The organism is Andreprevotia sp. IGB-42 (genome assembly GCF_009848685.1).
Classification (GTDB): domain Bacteria; phylum Pseudomonadota; class Gammaproteobacteria; order Burkholderiales; family Chitinibacteraceae; genus Andreprevotia.
The window spans coordinates 1-23432 of sequence record NZ_WXTX01000022.1; the positions used below are offsets into that span (position 1 = coordinate 1).

Consider the following 23432-nt stretch of genomic DNA (forward strand, 5'->3'; position numbering starts at 1 on the left):
GAGGATGCCAGCACGTTGCCAAGTTGGCAGCAGATGGCCAGCCGCAAAGCAGTCCATACAACGCTCGACTACGCACGGTAGATTATCCGCCAGCCTCGCGCGCGTTATCTATATGCAATTGCGAAATGCGGAATCACACAGTACAACGATCAAAGCGCCGGAATGCAAAACAGCCCCGCAAGCGGGGCTGTTCGATTTAATGCATGCACCAAGGCGGTCAGGTCGCCGGCTTGTCGCGATTGCCGCCAGCCACCATCCGGTATTCGAACAAACGGCATTCGATGGCGCCATTGAACAGCGGCGTGCGCTTTGACGCTTTCAGGCGGATGCCGCGTGCCAGCTCCGGATCACCGGTAAAGAAATAGGCGCGCCAGCCGCTGAAGCGCTGCTTCAGTACCGTGCCCCACTGCGGATATGCCTCTGCCAGCCGGTCAAGCTCCTCCAGCCGGATGCCATATGGCGGGTTGCACAGCAGCACACCACTGTCTGCGGTGGCCTTGGCATCATTGAAGTTGAGCTGCTTGAGCTTGACCACATCCGCGACGCCAGCGGATGCAAGATTCGCCTCCGCTGCCATCAACGCGGTAGACGACACATCACTGCCGACGATATTGAGCGACGGATCATGCTTCTCCGCCGCCTTGGCCTCGGCACGGATTTGCTGCCAGCCGTTGTCATCGTGATTGCGCAGCTGCTGGAACGCAAAGCTGCGCTTCGAGCCCGCGGCAATATTGAGCGCCTTCCAGGCGGCTTCGATCAGCAAGGTGCCCGAGCCACACATCGGGTCGTAAAACGCTTCATCGCTCTGCCAGCCCGCCAGCGCCAGCAAACCGGCGGCAAGGTTCTCGCGCATCGGTGCGTCGCCGGTTTCCACGCGATAGCCGCGCTTGAACAAGGCGTCGCCCGAGGTATCCAGGTAGAAGGTGGCAGTACGGTCAGTCAGGTACAGGTGCACGCGCATGTCCGGCGCTTGCGTATCCACATTGGGGCGCTCGCCGGTAGCGCGGCGGAAACGGTCACAGATGGCATCCTTGATTTTCAGGCCGGCAAACTCCGGGCTGCGCACGGGGCTTTTGACGGCGGTGACATTCACCTTGAAGGTATTGTGCAGCGCAAACAGCTCGGGCCAGTCGATATTCATTGCCTGGCGGTACAGGTCTTCCTCGTTGCGGTAGGCTTTTTCATCCAGCCGCCACAGGATGCGGCTTGCCAGGCGCGAGTGGAGATTGGCCTTCATCATCAGCGACCAGGTGCCGGCAAACGCCACGCCCCCGTCGGTGGCGGTCACGTACTTGCCACCCAGTTGCACCAGCTCGTCGGCCAGCGCAGCTTCCAGCCCACGGGGGCAGGAGGCGAAAAAATTGAAGCTTTGGGAGAAATTCTGCACTCGATATTCCTGAAGGATCAGCCGCGGAACTGATCGAGCTCGCGGCGCAGCTCCTCGGACTTGCGCCCGAGTTCAACTGCTGCAGTATAAATCTCGTCGGCGTCTTTGGCGCTGACTGCGAGCGAGTGATTTACCGCATCCAGCTCGCCACTGATGCGCGATACCGATACTTCGATCGATTGCGACTGCGCAACCGACTCGCCAACGCGCAGGTTGGCATCCTGCATCATGCCCACCGTAGCTGCGATGGCACCCAGCGCATCGTTGGATGTAGCCACCAGCGCCTGTGCCTGCGCGGCGGTTTCCTTCATGTCGCCGGCGGTATGGTTGATCGCCCCCACCACGGTATCGATCACCTTGCGCGAATCAGCCAGCGCATAGTCGGTCTGCCCGGCCAGCTTGCGTACTTCGTCTGCCACCACGGCAAAACCACGGCCGGCCTCGCCAGCGCGCGCAGCCTCGATAGCGGCATTCAACGCCAACAGATTGATCTGGCCCGAAATCTCCTGCACCACATTCAGGATGCGCGTGATCTGCGCGGTATCGACCGACAGCTGCTGCAAATCATCCGCCAGGCGCTGGCTGGCGCCGGCACCGTCATGCACGCCGCCCACCATGCGATCGAGTTCGCTCTTGGCCGCTGCCAGCTTGCCGCCGGCATCCTGCACGCAGCCGCGTACCGATTCGGCCAGGCTGGCGGCATCCCCCGCCGCATTGCGGATGCTGCTCACCTCGCCATTGATATGGCCCAGCTGGCCGGCGCTGCTGGCAATCTCGCTACGCACTTCCTCGGCAATGCCGACAAACTGCTGCGCCATGGCCGCCGTCTGCTCGGCGCTACGGCGACCGGCGGCAAACACATCGCGGATCAACGCCAGCAAGCGGTTGAGTTTTTCGGCAATGCGGGCGATTTCATCGCGGCCCAGTACCTGTACCGCACGGCCCAGATCACGCGATTCGGCCACGCCGTCGATATCGTTGGCCACGCGGCGGATGCGCGCGACGATACGCCGCGCCGCCAGCACCGCCAGCGCACTACCCAGCAACAGGCAGACCACCGCAATCGCCAGCAATTGCCAGAAGCTGGCCCACAACGCTTCGGATACGCGCGCCATGGTGACGTCCACGCCGATCACATAGCTGGCGCCATCAGCGGCTTTCATCGGCATGAAAATGGAACGGAAGGTGCCGAACTTGTCGCTGTACTCGGCAAACTGCGTGTTGCCGGTTTCCCAAGCCAGCATCACCGCCGGATCGGCATCGTTGTAATGCTCGAAGTACCTGGCATAGTTGCCGGCATCGAATTCCTTCTGCGGTGCGCCGTCGGCAATGTAGTAAACCTTGCCGTCGCGCACCGTCATCAGATACGTGTATGACAGCCCCACCTTTTGCGCGTAGCTACCCAGCTTGAGCACCAGCGCCCGGTATTCATCGATGCCGATCGCGCCCGGCGCCTTGGCCCGTGCCACATAGCCGGGGTCGATGATGAAGGGCACTGCAAATGCGGCAGCACGCAGCCGGCCATCGATTTCCGCCCGCACATCGGTGGCTTTGTCGAAATAGGTATTGCCGGTAAAGGCGACGATCACCAGCACCTGTACTGTCAGGATCCAGACGAGGATACGGCGGAACAGGGAACCGGTATTACCGGCAAGCGTGTTGGATGGGGTGGACAAGGCCTGCTCCTTTCTTCATTTGCAATCATCATAAAGCAAAGAAGAAAGATAGATACCCACCGGTATGCGGTGTATCAGCCCGGGAAGGGCGGCAGTGCCTTGCGTACGCTGGCTGGCAGCTTGGCCCGCACCAAGGCATAAGAGGCATCGAGCAACGCGGCGAAATCGGTATCGGGCAAGGTGGCCGGGCTATCGAGCATGATCCAGTGGTAGCGCCCCAGATAGGGCGCAGCGCGTACACCGGGCTGATCGGTCAGCTCCAGGAAGCGGGCCGGATCGACCTTGAAGCACACACTGCCGCTCTTGAGGCCATAGATGGCAAACATCTTGGCGCCAACGGAATACGCCTCGTTGCTTTCCCATTTGATATCCATGCTGGCGCCAGGCAAGGCAGCACAATGCTTGCGGAACTCATCTGCAGTCATGCTCGATACAGTCCTCGGTTGGTCCCGGATACCGCCACCCCAGAGCGCGGCAGTAACCAGTGCGCAACGCAGTGTAGCGTGCTCAGCCTGTGGCGGCAGCCTCGGCAGTGCGCACGCGGCGGCGTGTCTGCGCGATGATCGGCGCCCATTGCTCGCCCGGCTGCTTCTTGCGCGTGGTGAGCGTGAGCTCGGATGGCCCATACACATTGGTGTTGTGCGTAAGCGGCGTGGTAATCAGATATTGCGCCTGCGTGGCCTTCAGAAAGCCGCCCACGCGGTCGATGTTGAAGATGTCCAGGTGAGCAAACGGCTCGTCGATGAACACGAAGCCGGACGGATTGGCTTCGTCCATCATCAGACCGATCAGCAGGATCAGCGATTTCATTACCTGCTGTCCCCCGGATGCCTCGCCATCGTTCAGGCCCATCATGCCTTTCTGGTCGAAGTTGAAGCGCGCAGACAACCCCGCCTGCGCCAGCGTCAGGTCATCGTTATCAAGGTGCGGCAGCTCCAGCTCGATGTCGATACCGGCCAGCTCGCCCAGCCGCTTCACATTGCGGCCGTACGCGCGCACCGTAGCGCGCAGCTTGTTGATGTAGGCGGCGCGCGCTTCATCCGTCAGCCCGTTGGTGCGGATCACTTCGTTGCGATGCACTTGGGTGTCACGCTCCAGTGCCGCGTAGTCACCGGCCAGCTTGTCGCGGCGCGCCAGGATGGTGGGGTCGGTTTCCCAGTCGCCTCCGGCCAGGCGCGCGCGCTCATGCTCGATCATGTGCAGCACCTCGCGCGAGCCGGCGTATTTCTCCTTCAGCTCACGCAGTGCACTGGCCTGCGCCAGCTCGGCTGGCAACGCGGCCTTGGCAGTACGCAGGCTGCGGATCTGCCTGCTTTGTTCTTCACGCTGGCGCGACAGCTGTTCGATCAGCGTGCTGACCTGGCCATCCAGCCGGCTACGCTGGTCCTTGAGCTTTTCATAGCGGATGCGGCCTTCCTCGCGCGCGTTGCGGGTTTCTTCCCATGCGGCCTGCGCGGCGGCCAGTGCCGCACCGGCCTCCTGCGCGCGGCGCTCTTCTTCCGGCCAGCGCTCGGCCACGGCGGCAAATTCATCCTGGCGGGCGGCCAGCTGCACGACCGCCTGCATGCCCATCAATGACTGGGTGAGGCCGGACGCTTCGCGCTCCAGTTCCAGCAAGCGGGCTTCGTCCGCCAGCAGCTTTTCATTCAGATCACGCAAGCGGCGGCTCACTTCTGCCAGTCGCGAATGGCGCGCTGCCTCGCCAAAGGCGTAATCGCCCGGCTTGGCGGAGATATCGCGCGCGCCACGCCGTTCCTTGTGATAGCCCTCGCGGGTGATCCAGTCGCCATCGATGCGGTTGCCATCGGCCACTGATTTCGCACGCGACGTGCGATTGAGCAGGCCGATCAGCCAGCCCGGTGCATCCGCCTTGAAATCGACGATTTCCAGGATGCTGCCCGGCGCAGCTGCCCCCACCGGCTCCCGGTCCGGCACCACGAAGTGGCGGAAGCGCAGCTGCTGGCCGATTTCCCATGCCCGCGCCTTGTCCGTCGCCTTGTTGAGCAGGATGATATGGCGGTACGGCGCCAGCAAGGCCTCCACCGCGTCCTGCCAGCTGTTATCGCTGACTTCGACGATTTCGGTCAGCAACTGGTGCGCCACGCCGGCTTCATCCAGCGCCGCGCGCATCTGCCGGACAAAATCCGGATGCGGCTGGCGGCCCTGCTGCAGCGCGAACTGCGCTTCGGACATCTGCTGGCGTTCGTCCTTCATCAGGCGGATGGCCTGCTTCAGCTGCGCCGCCGCTTCTTTTTTCCTGCCCAGTGCATCGTTCAGCGCCACCGCATCGGCACCGTGCTCCAGCTCGGCCAGCTGGCGCAGCCGCTCGGCATCCTTGAGGGTTTTCTCGCTGTCCCGCGCTACATCGCGCGCGCCCTGGAACGCGGCAAACGCCGCATCGTATTCGTTGCGCGCCGCTTGCTCATTACCTAGCACCGCGTTTTGCTGCGCATCTGCACTGCGGAATTCGCTGTCGATGATATCCAGCTCATCCTGCTTCTGCTTCAGGCCACGCCGGCTGCCCTTGAACTGGTTGATATAGCCGCGCAGGCTTTCCCATTGCTCCACATAGCGCAGCGCCGGGATCGCCTGCTTTTCCAGCTGTTCAACGTCGTCCTGCAGCGCGCGCCATTCGGTGAAGCTGTTGCCGCGCAGCCGCAGCCGCTCCACATCCAGCCCGAGCTGCGACAGCTGCTGCTCCAGCTTGCCCAGCTCGCCCTCGGCCTCTTTCAGGCGCAACTTGGTCTCGCTGTAGTGATCGAGCACTTCCTTGTCGCCAAATACCTGGAACACCAGCTCCAACAGCGCCTTGGGGCTGTATTCGCACAGCTTGTCGGTATCGCCCTGCTCCAGCGCCAGCACCTCGGCAATCGCCGGCGTCAGCCCCGCCTGTTCCAGCCGGCGCTTGTATTCGTTCACGCCCAGCCACTGCAGCCGGGTTTCGGTATCAGCATTCAGCGCCGTATCGCCCTCGGCGATTGCATACTGGCGTACCCAGTCACCCCCTTGCTTGCGGATGCGGCAGAACAGCGTCACCTCATCGCTGGTGGCCGGGAAAAACAGATAGGGAAATAAGCCGCCGCCTTGGCGGCGCGGGTTGCTCACCACCGCGCGCAACCACGCATAGTTCTCACGGTTATTGCGGACATAGCGCTTGTAATCACGCCGGCCAGAGCACTTCAGCGCCAGGATCGTGCGCAACGCATCCAGCAACGTGGTCTTGCCCGAGCCATTGGGGCCGACGATGGTAACGATCTGCGCATCGAGCGGCACGCGGATGGCACGCCAGAAATCCCAATGCACCATTTCCAGTTCGCGAATCTGAAACACTTATTCTTCTCCCGCCGCGATGACATCCGGCGCATCTGTATTCGCGAAAGCATCCACCTGCACGGCGATCTGCGTGCCCGACAACTGCAACACCTCACCCAGCGCCCCCTCGATGATGCGCGGCGCGAGTTTGGCGTAGTCGATCATCAGATCGAGCAGCGGGCCCTCGTGGATCAACTTGTTGCGACGGATCACGAAGCCCAGCTTGGCCAGTTGCCCCAGATTCATCGAGAAGCGTGCCTTGCCGCCCAGTTTCTTGCCGAAATCGGCATAGATGGCGTCTTCCGGCACGCCGGGTGCCATTTCCTCGCCGTGGGTGATGGGTTTTTCACTGCCGAACATGTCCGACTGCGTATCGCCTGCGCGGCCGGCGCGGGCAATCTGCCGCTCACGCTTGGGCAAGATGATCAGCGCCCACAGCACCACCAGCAACGCGATGGCATCACGCGGCAGGCCCATATTGTTGCTGAGCCAGTTTTCGCCTTCACCGAACACCCAGTCTTCCATCTCGGGCTTGAGGCCGACGGCAATATGTTCGGCGTACGGGTTCTCCAACAATTGCAGGCCGCACTCTTCGAGCCGGTGGTCGAGGCTGGCGCGGAAGGTTTCGTCGATCAGCGCACGGCGTGCCAGCGGATCACGACGGGGAATGAAGCGGTGCGCCAGCAGGCGCGCCACCAGGATATTCAGGGCTTGGTCCATCGTTAACTCGGGGTACTACCGCGCGGCATGCGCGGTACGGGGAACATCAGCGCTTGAGCAGCGCATTGATCTGGCTGGGGCGGCCCAGCAACGTTTTGGCCAGCTCTTCACACAATGCGGGATTGCACTCGGCCGGATCGAGCAGCAGCACATCCTCGCCCAGCTGATCCAGATTGCGCACGGTCAGCTGGATCTTGGCCGTTTCGATTTGCGCCTCGAAACGCAGCCGCGTGGGCAGCATCGGCTCCACGGTGATGGCGGAGCGCTGGAAGCGTTCTTCGGCAGTCTTGGTGATTTTCTCTTCCAACCGGCACCCCAGATGCCACAGCCGGTCTTTCAGGAACTGCGCTTCCACCTGGCTGCCGAACGACACCTTCAACGGACGCGGCGCGCGCCAGTTGATGCCGAACTCGATCAGGCTGTACCAGTCGACATTCTCGATGCTGGTCTGGCGCAGGTTGACGGCAGCATTCTCGAACGCCAGATTGGTCCACTCGCCGGCGCTCCATGCCTTGAACGTATGCGCATTGGTCGGCTTGATCACGCGCAACTGTTCCACCAGCTCATCCAGGTAGGCAAAAACAGCCCGCAGCGCAGCATCGATCGCTTCCAGGTTGCTGCGTAGCTGCGCCTTGGCATCTTTCTCATTGGCGGCGGCAGACTGCGCCTGTTGTTTCAGTTCGTCGAGTAAGCCCATCTTTCTCTGTCCGGCATGATGCCGGTCTGATGCCGGCACCTGGTTGATTTTATAACGTCGTCACGCATTCAGCGGGGTTTCAGGCTACCACGCGTCAGCGTGGCTACCTCGGGGTGATCCAGTTCGTCGACCGCATCTTCGGTATGCAGCGCCAGCGGCAGCTTGACGATATCGGCAACGATGCTCTGCTCCAGCGCCGCATCCGCATCACCCAGCAACGATAGCAGCGACAGCCGGTAGGCCGTTTCCGGATAGGTATCGGCCAGCACCGCATCGGCCAGCGTGGCTTCGATGCGCACGTCTTTCAGATAAGCAAACAGCTCCTCGGCCAGCACCAGGCGCTCGGCCTCGACAGCGGTAACCGATTGCGCCAGCTCGGATGTGGGCAGCGCCGATTCCAGCACCGTATCACGCTCGCGTTCCAGCAGTTCGAACTCGGTCACATCTAGCAGGATATCGGATACCACCAGCGCTGGCTCGGGGTGAAAGGTCAGCAGATCGCGGCCCAGCGCGGCAAGCTGCTCTTGCGAACGCGCGCGCAGCCAGTCTGCCACGTTGGTCGACGTCAGCCCGGATTGCCCCAGGTGCACGCGCTGCGCGGCCAGCTCGGCCAGCCGGCGCTGGAATACCCCGGTCATGCGCAGCATGCGGCCCTGCGCCAGCGCAATGGCCTGCGCCACCTGCTGCACCTGGCGCTCGCTGCTTTCGTCCTCCAGTACCTGGCGGATCACATCGGTACCTTTCTCCACCCAGCGCCACACGCTTTCCAGCTTGGTGCGTGCCCGGGTAATCTGGAATTCGGATTGCGATTCCAGCGCATCGGCAAAATCGCCATGCAATTCGTTCAGGCGCGCCAGCAAATGCTGCAGCGTTTCCGGGGCGATATTGCCCAGTGACTGTCCTGCCGCCACTTGCGCGGTCAGGTAGCCCAGCTCCGCATCGCCATCGGCAAACTGCGTGAGCGTAGCGAGCGCCGCCAAAGCCACCCGGCCCGGCTCGCTCAGCGAATACAGCGCGGCATCACTATCCCACACCAGCAAGCCGTTATCGCGCAGGCGCTTGAGCACCGTATCGCGCTTCACCGGATTGATATAGGCAAAATGGGCGTCCAGCTCTTGCGGGCTCCAGCGCGGCGCATCGGCACGCGCGCCGATCTCGCGCAGGATCAGCAAACGCACCAGCACCTCATCCTCGCCGCCACGAAACAGCGTGATCAGCGCATCCAGATACGGCTTGGCGCGCAACAGGCCGGCCAGCGGTCCCAGATCGCGCGGGTCAAATCCGGGCTGGAAAAAATCGTCCAGTGGCGAATCAGTGATGGATGGCTTGGTCATCGGCATTCAGGGAAGTGGGCGCGGCGAATGAACTGGCGAGTGCGGCATCGAGTACATCGGCCAGCACGCCATCGGCGGCAAACTTGCGGGCAAACAACGCTGGGCTGGCCAGCAGCGCCGGCAGATCATCCGCCGAGAACGTGCGCGGCGACCATGCGCCATCCGCCCATTCCAGATGGCGCAGCGCATCGTGCGCCACCTGTTCGGCAAACGGCGTATGCGCCAGCATGGTCTGGAAAAACATCTCGTCCGGCACCAGTGTTTTACGGAAGAAATCCGGCAATTGCGGTTGCGCGGCCACAAAAGCCAATATCGCTTGTCCAGCATCGGCGTGCAAACACCACCACTGCGAGCCGGCGCGTACCGCTTGCAAAGGCATCGGCAAGCGGCGATGCACACCCAGGCGGCCGGCGAGGCGTTGCAGCTTTTGCACGCCGCGATCGAACAGGCTGCGGTTCAATGCCTCGAAATGAAAGGCCTGCCAGCGGTAACGCACATCAAATTCGGCAACGCTGCGGCTGTCGATATAGCCAGCACGGCCGCCGTGCAGCAGCCGGGCAGCAATTTCAGTATTGGATTTGAGCGGGTAATCCTGGCCGGACAATAGCACCAGCCAGTCGCAGCCATCGGCCAGCGCCGCCCGCATCAGGCGCAGCGTGGCGGCCACCAGCGAGAAACCACCCCAGCGGCACGGCACGCGCTCGACAAAAGTCACCGCAGCGCCTGCCGGCATCGCCTGCCCGATGGCGGCAAAGGTCTGCGCCGGGGTATTGGCGTCGATGTGCAGATAGAACGCCGTATCCGGCGTAGCCAGCCGCGCCACCAGCCGGCCCAGTTGGGCCGGATGCGCGTGGGCCAGTATCAGGTAAGCGATCCGCACCGTGCCGGCCCGGGTAACGATCAGGCTTCGTCGCCGTCGAAATGCTCGAGCGCGCTCACGTCATCCTTGGTCAGCTGCGGCTGCGGGGCGGCTTCGGCAGCCAGCATGGCCGGGCGTACCGCATCCAGGTAATCCATAATCGCGTAAGTCAGCTCGCGGGTGTTCTCGCCGGTCAGGCCGGAGATGGTGAACACGCGCAGCGCCTTGGGATCGAACACGTATTCGTTATCCGGCGCGGTCCAGCCGTAGGCCGCCAGGAAATCGGCCACGCGCTGTTCACGCTCGTCTTCCGGAATCATGTCCAGCTTGTTCAGCACCAGCCAGCGCGGCTTGTCGTACAACGCTTCGTCGTACTTGCGCAGCTCTTCGACAATCGCCTTGGCCTCCTGCACCGGATCCACTTCCGGATCGAACGGCGCCAGGTCAACCAGATGCAGCAGCACGCGGGTGCGCGCCAGATGCTTGAGGAAACGATGACCAAGGCCGGCGCCTTCGGCAGCACCCTCGATCAGGCCCGGGATATCGGCAATCACGAAGCTGCGGTTTTCATCGATACGCACCACACCCAGGTTGGGGTGCAGCGTGGTGAACGGATAATCGGCGATCTTGGGCCGCGCAGCGGATACGCTGGCAATGAAGGTGGACTTGCCGGCATTGGGCATGCCCAGCAGGCCCACATCGGCCAGCACTTTCAGTTCCAGCTTCAGCTCGCGGCGCTCACCCTCTTCGCCCGACGTGGTCTGGCGCGGTGCGCGGTTGATCGAGCTCTTGAAGTGGATATTGCCCCAGCCGCCCTTGCCGCCCTTGGCGAGGCAGATCTGCTGGCCGTCGTGCGTCAGGTCGGCCACCACGTCGCCGGTTTCCGCATCGGTCATCAGCGTGCCTACCGGAAAGCGCAGGATCACGTCATCGCCGGCCGAACCGTAGCAATCGGCGCCACGGCCGGATTCACCGTCACGCGCCTTGTATTTCTTGACGAAGCGGTAATCGACCAGCGTGTTGATGTTCTGGTCCGCCACCGCCCACACGGTGCCGCCCTTGCCACCATCGCCGCCATCGGGGCCGCCGCGCGGGATGAACTTCTCGCGGCGCATGCTGGCCGAGCCCTTGCCACCCTTGCCGGCGATCACTTCGATTTTTGCTTCGTCAATGAATTTCATTTTTCGTCCATACCCATGTGGTACTTGTCGTGCAGTGCCTTGATCCGCCCCTTGCGCATCATCGCTTCAACCCCTGTACGCAGGCGCTGTATTGTCGCCGGCGGCACTGCCCTGCTCGCCACCAGCCATAAATCCTGTTTCCGTACCGACACTACCGGCGGAAAATCATGCCACGTCAGGCCAGCCTTTTTCAGCTGCCAGCCCAGCGAGGTGGTATTGCCGCACAATCCGTCCAGCCGGCCCGCCTGCAACATGCGCATGCCCTGCTCCAGGTCATTCAGATCGTACAGGTTGATCTCCGGTAACTGCAGCACGGCCATGCATCCACTCCGGATGCGCCCCACCTGCAAGCCGGAAAAATCAGCCAGCGTACGTGCCCGTAGCGCCTTGGCCGGCAGGATCAGCAGATTGATCTCGATCACCGGCGCAATACGCTGCAGATCGGCGGAGATTTCAGTCTGGCTGGTCGACAAAGCCACCTGCGGCTCGCCACGTGCCAGCTCTGCATTCACCCGCGCGCTGGGCATGGTGCGCATTGCAAACTGCAATCCGGTTTCGGCAGCCAGCGCGTCGAAAAAATCCCGGCCATAACCCTGATTATGGGGCAGCACCAGCGGCTCGACATCGATCAGCAGCGCATTCAGTGCAGCCCCGGCACGTGCGGGGTTGCAGCAGCACAGCAGCAAAACCAGCCAGAGGAAGCCACGCATTGCACCACCAAAATAAAAAAGCCCTATCGCAGGATAGGGCTTCTTACGCACCGGAAGAAACCGATTAAGCTTCTTCGCCGGTGTACGGCAGTACAGTGACCGTGCGGCGCTTTGCAGCACCCTTGATCGCGTACTTGACGTAGCCGTCAACGAGGGCGAACAAGGTGTGATCCTTGCCGATGCCAACGTTTTCGCCCGGGTGGAATTCAGTGCCGCGCTGACGCACGATGATGGAACCAGCCGGAATCAGCTCGCCGCCATACACTTTGATACCGAGTCGTTTTGCCTGTGAGTCGCGGCCGTTACGGGAACTACCGCCAGCTTTTTTGTGTGCCATGGTTAGTCAGCTCCTGATTACGCGTCGATCGAATCGATGCGGATTTCGGTGTAGTTCTGGCGATGGCCCTGACGCTTCTGGTAGTGTTTACGACGGCGCATCTTGAAGATGCGAACCTTGTCGTGACGACCTTGCGAGATCACCGTTGCCTTGACTGTAGCGCCAGCCACGAGGGGCGCGCCAATAGTCACTGCTTCACCGTTTGCCACCATCAATACTTCGTTCAGTACGATCTGGCTGTCGATGTCTGCAGTAATCTGTTCTACTTTAAGTTTTTCGCCGATAGCAACTTTGTACTGCTTGCCACCGGTTTTTACGACTGCATAAGACATAACAAGCTCCTGAGAGTTTGTGCTCGAATACGAAGTGCTACAGCCTTGCGGCGAACACAACGCCTCCCGCCCAACGCGGGAAGCCAAGCACTTTAAACAAGACTTCCTGCTGCGTCAATCACTTAATGCACTTTCTGCCCCGCCCCCGCGGTGCCCCGCGGCCAGCAAAGGCGCGATCCATGCTAAAATCGCGCTCTTGAAAAACCACTTGCAGCGGAACGACGCATGTCGCTGGAGTTCGTCAAATCAGTAGTCGGCGCGGAAATGCAGGCAGTCGATGCCATCATCCGCACACAGCTTTATTCGGACGTCGTCCTGATCCGCCAGGTGGCCGAGCATATCGTTGGCGGCGGCGGCAAGCGGCTGCGCCCCATGCTGGTGGTGCTGGCCGCGCAGGCACTGGGCTACCAGGGCGAGAACCATCGCAAGCTCGCCGCGGTGATCGAGTTCATCCATACCTCCACGCTGCTGCACGATGATGTCGTCGACGAATCGTCGTTGCGCCGTGGCCGCCCGACAGCCAACGCGCTGTTCGGCAACGCCGCCAGCGTGCTGGTAGGCGACTTCATGTATACCCGCGCCTTCCAGCTGATGGTGAGCTGCAATTCGATGCGCATCATGCAGGTGCTGGCCGACGCCACCAACATCATCGCCGAAGGCGAAGTGCTGCAGCTGATGAACATCGGCAACGTCGACATCGACGAAGCCGGCTATGTGCAGGTGATCCAGTACAAGACGGCCAAGCTCTTCGAAGCGGCCGCACGGCTGGGTGCCATCCTGGTGGATGCCCCGGCAGATGTGGAAGACCAACTGGCACGCTACGGCATGCATCTGGGTACTGCATTCCAGATCATCGACGATGTGCTCGATTATTCGGGCAAGGAAGACGATATCGGCAAGAGCCTGGGCGACGACCTTGCCGAGGGCAAACCCACGCTGCCGCTGATCTACACCATGCGCAACGGCACCCCGGAGCAGGCCAGCGTGGTGCGCGAGGCACTCCGGCACGGTCAACGCGAACAGCTGCCGGCGGTACTCGCGGCCGTGCAGGCCAGCGGCGCCCTCGATTACGCACACGGTGTGGCGCAAAGCGAAGCCGCCAATGCACGCGCATTGCTGGCGGCACTGCCCGCATCCCCCGCCCGCCAGGCACTGGAAATCCTTGCCGATCTGGCGGTGGAACGCGACCGTTAAATCTTGTAAGCACCGCGTTGACAAGCAGATGACGCTTCGCCATAATCCGCCTCTCTGATCGAGACGGGGTGTAGCTTAGCCTGGTAGAGCGCTACGTTCGGGACGTAGAGGCCGGAGGTTCGAATCCTCTCACCCCGACCAGAAATTCAAAAAGCCGTGAAGCAATGCTTCACGGCTTTTTTCGTTTTCGCCCCCCATCATGCCCAGTACCGCACGGCATGCATGCAGCCGCACCCGGGCCCTGCCCACCGCAATAGCCGCGTCATGCCCACCCCCTAGCATCTGCCGCAGCGGCGAACCCGCCCGCAACGATGACTCGGGAGCAAACAATGGACAGGCGGCATTTTCTCAAACTGGGTGGCTTCGTCACCGTTTCCATCGCCGGGGCAGGCCTTGCCGGCTGTAACAGCGACGCCGCGCCAGAGCTGCCGCCCACGCAGAGCACCGTCAGCGGGCCGGACTGGAAATTTCCGCAAAGCGTGGCCTCGGGCGATCCTCGCCCGGATGGCATCCTGCTATGGGCGCGCGTCGTACCGCTTGCCGCCGACGATGTGGCCAGCAGTGCCAGCGGCGACATCACCATCCGCCTGCGCATCAGCGAAGCCGACTACGCCGGCAGCCTTGGCAGCAATGCCACCATCAGCAACAACCTGGTGCTCGATACCACCGTGCCGGTCAAGGCCGCATATGACCACACGGTGCGCCACAAGGTCAGCGGCTTGCTGCCCGGCAAGACCTATTACTACCAGTTCGTTGCCGGTGACGTGCGCTCCCGCGTCGGCCGCTTCAAGACCGCGCCCGCCAGGGATGCGGATGTAGCGCAACTCAAGCTGGCTTTCCTGAGCTGCCAGGACTGGAGCATCAACCACTGGGGTGCCTACGAGCAGATCGCCAGTACGGAAACGCTGGATTTCATCGTGCACTTGGGCGATTACATCTACGAAACCGTTGGTGATGATTTCCAGCGTGGCGCGGTGGAAGCGCGCCACCCGGCACTGCAGCTCCCCAACGGTACGCTCAGGGCCGGCAGCAGCGCAAAGTACGCCACCACGCTGACGGATTACCGCTACCTATACAAGCGTTACCGCACCGATACCCGCTTGCAGGCAGTGCACGAACGCTTCCCGTTCATCGCGGTGTGGGACGATCACGAGTTCAGCGATGATTGCTGGGGCGATGCGGAAACCTATGAAAACGGTAGCGCATCGGCCACCGGTGCAGACAACGTGCACCAGTTGCAGCGCCGCCGCAGCGCCAACCAGGCCTGGTTCGAATTCATGCCGGCCGATGTGTATTTCAACGACACGGCAACCACCAGCTTCGACACCATCCGTATCTACCGAGAACTGCAGTTCGGCAAACTGGCGCACTTGGTGATGACCGACGAGCGCTTGTACCGCAGCGACCACATCATCCCGGAGGCCGCCATCAACCCGGCCAGCGGCCAGCAACTGGGCAGCATCGGCAGCCGCTATATGGTGCCGGAAAGCACGCTGGCCGCGCTGGAAGCGCAGAAGCGCAGCGCCGGCAGCCAGCAGGGTGACGAGCTGGCGCTGGTTTCCGTACTGGGCCGCACGCAGCGAGATTGGTGGAAGCAGACCATGCAGGCGTCGTCCGCCACCTGGAAGCTGTGGGGCAATGAAGTATCGCTGCTGAAAATGGGCATCGACGGCAGCAAGGCCATTGCCACGCTGGTGGCGCTGAATGTCGTCCCCACGCTGGCAGGCAATATCGCCAGCACCGCAGCACTCGTGGCCGGCAACAACCTGCTGGCGGCTGCCATCGTCGCGGCCGTTGCGGCCGGCGCCACGCAGCTTGCCGCATCGGCCGGCGCCACCGCCATTGCCACGCAGGATGCACTGGGCGCCAGCCAGAGCGCCCGGATCGGCGCAGCGGTCACTGCCGGGCTGAGCGTGCAGCAAGCGGGCCTCGCCACACAGGCATACGATGCCGCCAAAGCAGCTGCACTGGCCGGCGGCACTGCCAGCCAGCAACAGCAAGCCGGCGCACTGCGCATTGCCGAGTTGCTCACTGGCAAAACCGGCGCACCCGCCGTGTTCGCCGCCGTGCAGGCAGATATCGTTGCCAACAAGCAGGCGTCAAGCTTCGTGCCGGACGCCATGAAGGTGGCACTGGCACCGTTCTTCGACCGCTTCGTGCTCAATGCCGACCAGTGGGACGGCTACAACGCGGAGCGCAAGGCACTGATGCAGCATCTGGCGGGCAACAATATCCGCAATGTGGTGGCGCTGACTGGCGACATCCACGCCTTCTATGCCGGCACGGTACAGGCCGACTACAACGCCGCTACGCTGACGCCGGTGATGGTCGACCTGGTGACTGCCGGCGTGAGCTCGGATTCCTTCTTCAACTACCTGCGCCAGGCAGTCGGCGGCATGTCCAGCAGCCTGGCCACGCTAGTGTATTACCCGCTGGTAGTACCGGTAGCCGGGCTGGGCAACGTCAACCTGAATGTGAACCTGCTCGATTACACGCTCAAGCCGGGTACCGTTACTGCCGCATCACTGGCGGAAAGTTTGCGCGTGCAGTTGCGCGGCGCACTGGCCGCCAAGGGGGTAACGGTGGCGCAGCTCGATGCCACCACCGGCGCGGTGCTGGCTGCACTGCAAACCGATGCCGGCTTTACCGGGCAACTGTTGCCACTGGCGCAAACGCTGGCCGCGCTGGGCAGCAACCCGTGGCTGGCACTGGCCAATACCGATGCACAGGGCTACGCGGTGGTAACGCTCACGCTAGGGCAGCTGCGTTGCGAATTTCGCCAGGTGAACCGCCTGGTGGGTGGCAATGCGCCAGCGCAGATCGTTGCGGGCACGGTGGTCGCCATAGTCGACAAGGATGTGGCAGCCGTCAGGATCGGCTAGCGGCAACATGCGACAGCGGGCAGTGGGGCAGCACCATGGATGCAACGTGGTGCTGCCTGCCGGTGCAGCAGCCAGCGCAGCACCGGCGTGCGTCAGGATTTTTCGTTCGGTGCCGGATCGACATCGGCAGCCGGCGTGGCGAACTGCGCCTGCAGCTTCTGCCCGGCGCCCTGCGCCTCGATTTCCGATACATACCCCACCAGCTGCACCCGGTAGTATTTGTTCTTGCCGGTGCCCACGGTACGTATCCGTGCCGGATAGCCGGAGGCCCGCAGCTGGTCGTATAGCGCCAGTGCATCCGCCAGCTTGCCCGGCTTGGCCAGCGACACCCGCCAGCCGCCCTTGGCACGGTTTTCACCGGCAGCCACAACCAGATCCGTCTCTGCCGCCCACAGCTTGAGCTTTTCCATGTCCACCGGTGCCACCGCTGGTGGCGCTTCGCCACTGGCGCCCCCCTTGGGTGCCACGTAGAAAGTCAGCGCCTGATCCATCTGCTGCTCCGGCTGGCCGTCCGACTTCACCGCGATCTTGCCCTCCAGCAGGCAAACCAGATCCTTGTCGTCGGCGGCCTTGCCCCACAGGTCGGTACCGCGGATGCCGGCGGTGACTGTAGCCACGCGGATATCCACTTCACGGCGGTTGTTTTTCGCCACCGCATCGGTGGTGAAGCGGAACGCACCCTTGATCACGTTGAGCGCGGAGCGGAATACCCCCGTCTTGCCATCATCGGTATTGATCTTGTCGACCACGAAGCTGGCGTTCTCGCCCAGCTTCACCCGGCTGCCCTCGGGCAGTTGCAGGTACACGCGCGCACCGGGGCCGGTGGTGATGCGGTCCCCCGCCACCAGCGCGATGCCCGGATGCAGCGGCTTCTTCACGCCAGCATGCTCGATCCAGGCGGGAAACTGCACCGCTTCGACACTGGCGGGGGCGGCCAGCACCGCCTGGCTGAGGGCCAGTCCGGCAAACAAGGTCAATACGGCACGCATGGGAGTCTCCTAGCAGATATAATCGGTCGTTTGTAAACGTATTTTTGGGCTCTGGCATGCAAGAACACTACACACCGGCCGATATCGAGGCCGCAGCACAAAGCAAGTGGGATCAACAACAGGCATTCAAGGCCGTTGAAGATACCGCCAAGCCCAAGTACTACTGTCTTTCCATGTTCCCCTACCCCAGCGGCAAGCTGCACATGGGGCACGTGCGCAACTACACCATAGGCGACGTACTGAGCCGCTTCCACAAACTCAACGGTTTCAACGTGCTGCAACCGATGGGCTGGGATGCATTCGGCCTGCCGGCCGAGAACGCGGCGCTCAAGGGCGGCCGCGCGCCGGCCGAGTGGACCTACGCCAATATCGACTACATGAAGGTGCAGCTCAAATCGCTGGGCCTGGCCATCGACTGGGATCGCGAAGTCACCACCTGCAAGCCCGATTACTACCGCTGGGAGCAATGGCTGTTCACCCGCCTGTTCGAGCGCGGCGTGATCTACAAGAAATCCGGCAACGTGAACTGGGATCCGGTCGACCAGACCGTGCTGGCCAACGAGCAGGTGATCGACGGCCGCGGCTGGCGCTCCGGCGCGCTGGTGGAAAAGCGCGAAATCCCCATGTACTACTTCGGCATCACCCAGTACGCGGAAGAGCTGCTGGCCGATCTCGACAAGCTCGATGGCTGGCCAGAGCAAGTCAAGACCATGCAGCGCAACTGGATCGGCAAGAGCTTCGGTGCGGAGATCGTGTTCGATTATGACGCGGCAAGCACCGGCGAAGCCGGCCAGCTCAAGGTGTACACCACCCGCCCGGATACCCTGATGGGCGCCACCTATGTGGCAGTAGCTGCCGAACACCCGCTGGCCACCAGCGCCGCGCAGAACAACCCCGCCTTGCAGGCGTTCATTGCCGAATGCAAGGGCGGTTCGGTAGCCGAAGCCGATGTCGCCACCATGGAAAAGAAGGGCATGGCCACCGGCCAGTTCGTCATCCACCCGCTGACTGGCGACAAGCTGCCGGTATGGATTGCCAACTACGTGTTGTGGGGTTACGGCGAGGGCGCAGTGATGGCGGTGCCGGCGCATGACGAACGCGATTTCGAATTCGCCAACAAGTACAGCCTGCCCATCAAGCAGGTCTACGCACCCATTGCCGGTGAAGACACTTTCAATCCCACGCAGTGGCAGGAGTGGTACGGCGCCAAGGATGAGTCGATCAGGACCGTCAACAGCGGCAAGTATGATGGCCAGGGCTTTACCGGCGCGTTCGATGCCATCGTCGCCGATCTGGCCGCACAAACCCACGGCATCAAGCGCACCCAGTACCGGCTGCGCGACTGGGGTATTTCGCGCCAGCGCTACTGGGGCTGCCCGGTGCCCATCATCCACTGCCCGAGCTGTGGCGATGTACCGGTACCGGCCGAACAACTGCCGGTGGTGCTGCCGGAAAACGTGATCCCGGACGGCCGCGGCAACCCCCTGGCACGCATGCCGGAATTCTATGAATGCAGTTGCCCCAAGTGCGGTACGGCAGCGAAGCGCGAAACCGATACGATGGATACCTTCGTCGAATCGAGCTGGTATTACGCGCGTTACGCATCGCCGCAATTCGATGGTGGCCTGGTGGAAAAGAACGCCAGCAACCACTGGCTGCCGGTCGACCAGTACATCGGTGGTATCGAGCACGCCATCCTGCACCTGCTGTATGCACGCTTCTTCCACAAGCTGATGCGCGATGAAGGCCTGGTCTCCGGCGACGAGCCGTTCAAGAATCTGCTGACGCAAGGCATGGTCGGCGCGGAAACCTTCTACCGCGATCTGCCGGATGGCCAGAAAGACTGGATCAACCCGGCCGATGTGGAAGTGCAGCGCGACGAGAAAGGCCGCACCATCGGTGCCGTGCTCAAGGCCGATGGCCAGCCGGTGGTGGTAGGTGGTACCGAGAAGATGTCCAAGTCCAAGAATAACGGCGTGGACCCGCAGGCATTGATCGAGGAATTCGGTGCCGATACCGCGCGTCTGTTCATGATGTTTGCCGCACCGCCCGAGCAGGGGCTGGAATGGTCGGATGCCGGCGTGCAGGGCGCATTCCGCTTCCTCAAGCGGCTGTGGGCCACCGTACACGAGCACGTGGCGGCCGGTGTGGTTGCCCCGTACACGGGTGGCGAGCTGACTGCCGAGCTGAAGGCATTGCGTTTCGCGCTGCATCACACCATCCAGAAAGTGAGCGACGACTACGGCCGCCGCAAGCAGTTCAACACCGCGATTGCCGCAGTGATGGAGCTCCTCAACACATACGGCAAGGCCAAGGGCACGGATGCAGCCGCACGTCAGGTAGCGCAGGAAGTGCTGGAAAGCGCGGTGATCCTGCTGTCGCCCATCGTGCCGCACGCGGCCGATGCGCTGTGGTCGGCATTGCGCCCGGGCACCGAGCTGCTGGCGCAGCAATGGCCCAAGGCCGACGCCACCGCGCTGGTACAGGACGAAATCGAACTGGTGGTGCAGGTGAACGGCAAGCTGCGCGGGCAGATCCGCGTGAGCAAGGACGCCAGCAACGAAGCAATCGAAGCGGCCGCCCTCGCCGACGAGAACGTGCAGAAATTTCTCGACGGCGCGCCGAAGAAAGTCATCGTGGTGCCGGGCCGCCTCGTCAATATTGTGGCTTGATGTCCGCCCTGCCTGCCCCTTAAGCTGGCTACGATCACCCGGCCGACATGGGGGCAGACAACCAGGCGGGCTTGCCCGCCTTTTACCGGAAAGAACGATGCGTGGATTTTTGCTTGGTTTTCTGTTGCTGGCGCTGGCCGGCTGCGGCTTTCATCTGCGCGGCCAGGGGGCGGATGGCACCTTTGTCGCCGCCAGTGCGTACGTGGTGGGCCCCGGAGGTACCGCCAAACAATTGAAGAAGGTCATCAGTGCATTGCCGGAAGTGGCGCTGCTCAAGGCTGCAGCACCGGATGCCGTGCAGATCGACATCCTGCAGGAAGGCAGCCACCAGCAGGTACTCACGCTCAACAGCGCGGGGCGCGTCAGCGAATACCGGCTGTTCTACGTGGTGAACTTCCGGGCAAGAATGGGCGACGCCGTATGGATAGACAATGGCGTCATTTCGCTCTACCGCGACTACACCTATGACGACAACAACGTATTGGGCAAGAACAACGAAGCGGATGCGCTGATCACCAATATGCAGCAGGATGCGGCATTCCAGATCATCCGCCGCATCAATGCCACGGCCCGGCATCAGGAAGCCACGTCCGCGTCGGCGACCGTGGCTGCATCTACGCCGGCTGCCGATGCGCGCTGATCAGCTCGGCCGGCATCTTTCCGGCCAGCTTGCTGCGCTTTATACACTGCATGGCGAAGAAGCCTTCCTGACGCAGGAGGCCGCGCAGGCACTGCGCGATGTCGCGCGCGCGCAAGGTTTTGACGAACGCGAAGTCATGACGGTGGAACCCGGCTTCCAGTGGAGCCGGCTCGCCATGAGCGGCAGCTCGCTATCGCTGTTTGCCGAGAAAAAACTGCTCGAGTTGCGCATCCTTACCGGCAAGCCCGGCGTGGAAGGTGCCAAGGCCATCGAAGCCTTCTGCGCCAATCTGCCCCCCGATACCCTCACGCTGGTGATCTGCCCCAAGCTTGATCGCACCGTACAGAACAGCAAGTGGTTCCAGGCATTGACTGCCGCAGGTGAAATGGTGGAAGCCAAACCGCTCGAGCGCTACCAGCTGCCGGACTGGATGACCGGGCGGCTGATGGCACAGGGCCAGCGGCTGGGCGCAGAAGCGCTGGAATTCCTCTCTGACCGGGTAGAAGGCAACCTGTTTGCCGCGCACCAGGAAATCCAGAAATTGGGCCTGCTTTATCCGCAGGGTGAAATCGGTTTGGACGACGTGCAATCGGCAGTAGCCAACGTGGCGCGCTTCGACGTGTTCCAGCTGGGAGAAACGCTGCTGGCTGGAGATACCGCACGCTTCGTGCGCGTGCTCGATGGCCTGAAGGCCGAGGGCGAAGCGCCGCATCTGGTGCTATGGGCGCTCACGGAAGAAACACGCGCGCTGTACCGTATTGGCCAGGGCCGCGCACGTGGCCTGCAAATGGCGCAGCTGATGAAAGACAACCGCATCTGGGGCAACAAGCAGCGCCTGATCGAAGGTGCGCTGAGCCGCGTGAAAGCCAGCACCTTGCGCACCGCGCTTGTCCATGCGGGTGAAATCGATCGCCTGGTCAAGGGCATAGGGACAGGCGATGCCTGGGATGAACTCAAACAACTCGGTCTGGCCCTGATGGGCCGCACCATGTTCAAGCCGTGAGCACACCGTGAAAGAACAGATCCTCGTCAACGTCACGCCGATGGAAACCCGCGTTGCCACCATAGAAGAAGGCGTGGTGCAGGATATCCATATCGAGCGCGCCAGCCAGCGCGGCCTGGTCGGCAACATCTACCTGGGCGTGGTCAAGCGCGTGTTGCCGGGCATGCAGTCAGCCTTCATCGAAATCGGCCTGGAGCGCGCTGCCTTCCTGCACATTGCCGATGTGATCGAACAGCGCCAGCATCCCAATGACGTGATGCGCATCGAAAAACTGGTGCATGAAGGCCAGCCGGTGCTGGTGCAGGTAATCAAGGACCCGATCGGCACCAAGGGCGCCCGGCTGTCCACGCAGATCAGCATTGCCGGCCGCTTCCTGGTATTCCTGCCGCAGGAGCACCATATCGGCATTTCGCAACGCATCGAGGACGATGCAGAGCGCTCGCAACTGCGCGCGCGCATGGAAAAGCTGCTCAATGGCGAGCATCAGGGCTATATCATCCGCACCTCGGCCGAACACGCCACTGACGCCGAGCTGCTGGCCGATATCGATTACCTGAACCGCATCTGGGCCGATATCAAGCTCAAATCGCAAACGCTGCCCGCCACCTCGCTGCTTTTCCAGGATCTGTCGCTGCAGCTGCGCGTGCTGCGCGACATGGTCAACGATGAAACCGGCGCCGTACTGGTGGACAGCCGCGAGAACTTCGCCAAGATGACCGAGTTTTCTGCCGCCTTCGTCTCCGACGTCTTGCCGCGTGTGCAGCATTACGCCGGCGAGCGCCCGCTGCTGGAACTCTATGGCGTGGAAGCGGAAATCGAGCGCGCGCTGAGCCGCCGCGTAAACCTCAAGTTCGGTGGCTACCTGATCATCGACCAGACGGAGGCGATGACCACCATCGACGTGAACACCGGCGGCTTCGTCGGCACCCGTTCCTTCGACGACACCATCTTCAAGACCAACCTGGAAGCCACGCAAGTGATCGCGCGCCAGCTGCGGCTGCGCAACCTGGGGGGCATCATCATTGTCGATTTCATCGATATGGACAACGAAGAGCACAAGAGTGCGGTACTCGATGAGCTGAAAAAGGCACTGGCGCGCGATCGTACCAAGGTGACCATCAGCAACTTCACCAGCCTGGGCCTGATCGAAATCACCCGCAAGCGCACGCGCGAATCACTGGCACACGTGCTGTGCGAAACCTGCCCCACCTGCCAGGGTCGCGGCGAAATCAAGACCGCCGAAACGGTGTGCTACGAGATCCTGCGCGAAATCCTGCGCGAAGCACGCCAGTTCAATGCCAAGGAGTATCGTATCCTGGCATCGCAGAACGTGATCGACCTGTTCCTGGACGAAGAATCCGCCAGCCTGGCACAACTGGCCGACTTCATCGGCAAGCCGATTTACCTGCTGGTCGAATCCGCGTACACGCAGGAACGCTTTGACGTAGTGCTGGTTTAGCCCGGCACCGGCTGCCCGCACACCTATCCCCTTGCAACGGATCCACCA

The 23432-nt window shown here is 62.3% G+C and carries 19 protein-coding genes and 1 tRNA gene; 7 read left to right on the forward strand and 13 right to left on the reverse strand.

Translation table 11 applies throughout. The features are described 5' to 3' along the window. Window positions 1-217 precede the first annotated feature (217 nt). The 12 genes from IGB42_RS20695 to rplU all read right to left on the reverse strand — a co-directional run bounded on the left by IGB42_RS20695 (window position 218) and on the right by rplU (window position 12545). Window positions 218-1387, reverse strand: a complete 1170-nt coding sequence (locus IGB42_RS20695) for a class I SAM-dependent RNA methyltransferase (RefSeq protein WP_159675314.1) — start codon at window positions 1385-1387, stop codon at window positions 218-220. Between the two features lie 17 nt (window positions 1388-1404). After that, window positions 1405-3063 (reverse strand): methyl-accepting chemotaxis protein, encoded by a 1659-nt coding sequence (locus IGB42_RS20700; protein WP_159675316.1) that lies wholly within the window; start codon window positions 3061-3063, stop codon window positions 1405-1407. Window positions 3064-3137: 74 nt separating this feature from the next. Beyond that, window positions 3138-3689, reverse strand: coding sequence for an MmcQ/YjbR family DNA-binding protein (locus tag IGB42_RS22610; RefSeq protein ID WP_308419241.1), 552 nt, complete (start codon window positions 3687-3689; stop codon window positions 3138-3140). Next, the gene (locus IGB42_RS20710; RefSeq protein ID WP_159675320.1) at window positions 3571-6393 is read right to left on the reverse strand and encodes an ATP-binding protein; all 2823 of its coding nucleotides are present in this window, start codon (window positions 6391-6393) and stop codon (window positions 3571-3573) included. The genes IGB42_RS22610 and IGB42_RS20710 overlap by 119 nt, the downstream gene beginning before the upstream one ends. Beyond that, window positions 6394-7095 (reverse strand): hypothetical protein, encoded by a 702-nt coding sequence (locus tag IGB42_RS20715; protein ID WP_159675322.1) that lies wholly within the window; start codon window positions 7093-7095, stop codon window positions 6394-6396. A 46-nt stretch (window positions 7096-7141) separates the two neighbouring features. Next, on the reverse strand, window positions 7142-7792 hold the full coding sequence (locus IGB42_RS20720) for a hypothetical protein (protein WP_159675324.1): 651 nt from the start codon (window positions 7790-7792) through the stop codon (window positions 7142-7144). A gap of 68 nt (window positions 7793-7860) precedes the next feature. Next, window positions 7861-9126 carry a hypothetical protein gene (locus tag IGB42_RS20725; protein ID WP_159675326.1) on the reverse strand — a complete coding sequence of 422 codons (1266 nt, stop codon included), beginning with the start codon at window positions 9124-9126 and terminating at the stop codon, window positions 7861-7863. Beyond that, window positions 9104-10006 carry a beta-1,6-N-acetylglucosaminyltransferase gene (locus IGB42_RS20730; protein ID WP_159675328.1) on the reverse strand — a complete coding sequence of 301 codons (903 nt, stop codon included), beginning with the start codon at window positions 10004-10006 and terminating at the stop codon, window positions 9104-9106. The genes IGB42_RS20725 and IGB42_RS20730 overlap by 23 nt, the downstream gene beginning before the upstream one ends. A gap of 20 nt (window positions 10007-10026) precedes the next feature. Further along, window positions 10027-11166, reverse strand: a complete 1140-nt coding sequence (gene obgE, locus IGB42_RS20735) for a GTPase ObgE (RefSeq protein WP_159675330.1) — start codon at window positions 11164-11166, stop codon at window positions 10027-10029. After that, on the reverse strand, window positions 11163-11876 hold the full coding sequence (locus tag IGB42_RS20740; RefSeq protein ID WP_159675332.1) for an ABC transporter substrate-binding protein: 714 nt from the start codon (window positions 11874-11876) through the stop codon (window positions 11163-11165). Before IGB42_RS20740 ends, obgE begins: the two co-directional genes overlap by 4 nt. Window positions 11877-11940: 64 nt before the next feature. Continuing rightward, window positions 11941-12213, reverse strand: a complete 273-nt coding sequence (rpmA, locus tag IGB42_RS20745) for a 50S ribosomal protein L27 (protein WP_070529294.1) — start codon at window positions 12211-12213, stop codon at window positions 11941-11943. Between the two features lie 17 nt (window positions 12214-12230). Then, window positions 12231-12545, reverse strand: coding sequence for a 50S ribosomal protein L21 (gene rplU / locus IGB42_RS20750; RefSeq protein WP_070529298.1), 315 nt, complete (start codon window positions 12543-12545; stop codon window positions 12231-12233). Between the two features lie 225 nt (window positions 12546-12770). Here rplU and ispB point away from each other — a divergent pair, with 225 nt between their 5' ends. The 3 genes from ispB to IGB42_RS20765 all read left to right on the forward strand — a co-directional run bounded on the left by ispB (window position 12771) and on the right by IGB42_RS20765 (window position 16621). Next, entirely contained in the window at window positions 12771-13739 is a 969-nt protein-coding gene (gene ispB, locus IGB42_RS20755) for an octaprenyl diphosphate synthase (protein ID WP_159675334.1), read from the forward strand. 64 nt (window positions 13740-13803) lie between these two features. Then, window positions 13804-13880, forward strand: a tRNA-Pro gene (locus IGB42_RS20760). Window positions 13881-14068: 188 nt separating this feature from the next. Then, complete coding sequence (locus IGB42_RS20765; RefSeq protein ID WP_159675336.1) at window positions 14069-16621, forward strand: alkaline phosphatase; 2553 nt, start codon at window positions 14069-14071, stop codon at window positions 16619-16621. Between the two features lie 92 nt (window positions 16622-16713). Here IGB42_RS20765 and IGB42_RS20770 read toward each other — a convergent pair whose 3' ends face one another. Continuing rightward, a complete protein-coding gene (locus IGB42_RS20770; RefSeq protein ID WP_159675338.1) occupies window positions 16714-17610 on the reverse strand; it encodes a FecR domain-containing protein in 897 nt (298 codons plus the stop codon). 56 nt (window positions 17611-17666) lie between these two features. Here IGB42_RS20770 and leuS point away from each other — a divergent pair, with 56 nt between their 5' ends. The 4 genes from leuS to rng all read left to right on the forward strand — a co-directional run bounded on the left by leuS (window position 17667) and on the right by rng (window position 23384). Further along, on the forward strand, window positions 17667-20282 hold the full coding sequence (gene leuS / locus IGB42_RS20775) for a leucine--tRNA ligase (protein ID WP_159675340.1): 2616 nt from the start codon (window positions 17667-17669) through the stop codon (window positions 20280-20282). 97 nt (window positions 20283-20379) lie between these two features. Continuing rightward, window positions 20380-20922 carry an LPS assembly lipoprotein LptE gene (gene lptE / locus IGB42_RS20780; protein ID WP_159675342.1) on the forward strand — a complete coding sequence of 181 codons (543 nt, stop codon included), beginning with the start codon at window positions 20380-20382 and terminating at the stop codon, window positions 20920-20922. Beyond that, window positions 20912-21925 (forward strand): DNA polymerase III subunit delta, encoded by a 1014-nt coding sequence (holA, locus tag IGB42_RS20785; RefSeq protein ID WP_159675344.1) that lies wholly within the window; start codon window positions 20912-20914, stop codon window positions 21923-21925. The genes lptE and holA overlap by 11 nt, the downstream gene beginning before the upstream one ends. Window positions 21926-21932: 7 nt before the next feature. After that, window positions 21933-23384 (forward strand): ribonuclease G, encoded by a 1452-nt coding sequence (gene rng / locus IGB42_RS20790; protein WP_159675346.1) that lies wholly within the window; start codon window positions 21933-21935, stop codon window positions 23382-23384. Window positions 23385-23432 lie beyond the last annotated feature (48 nt).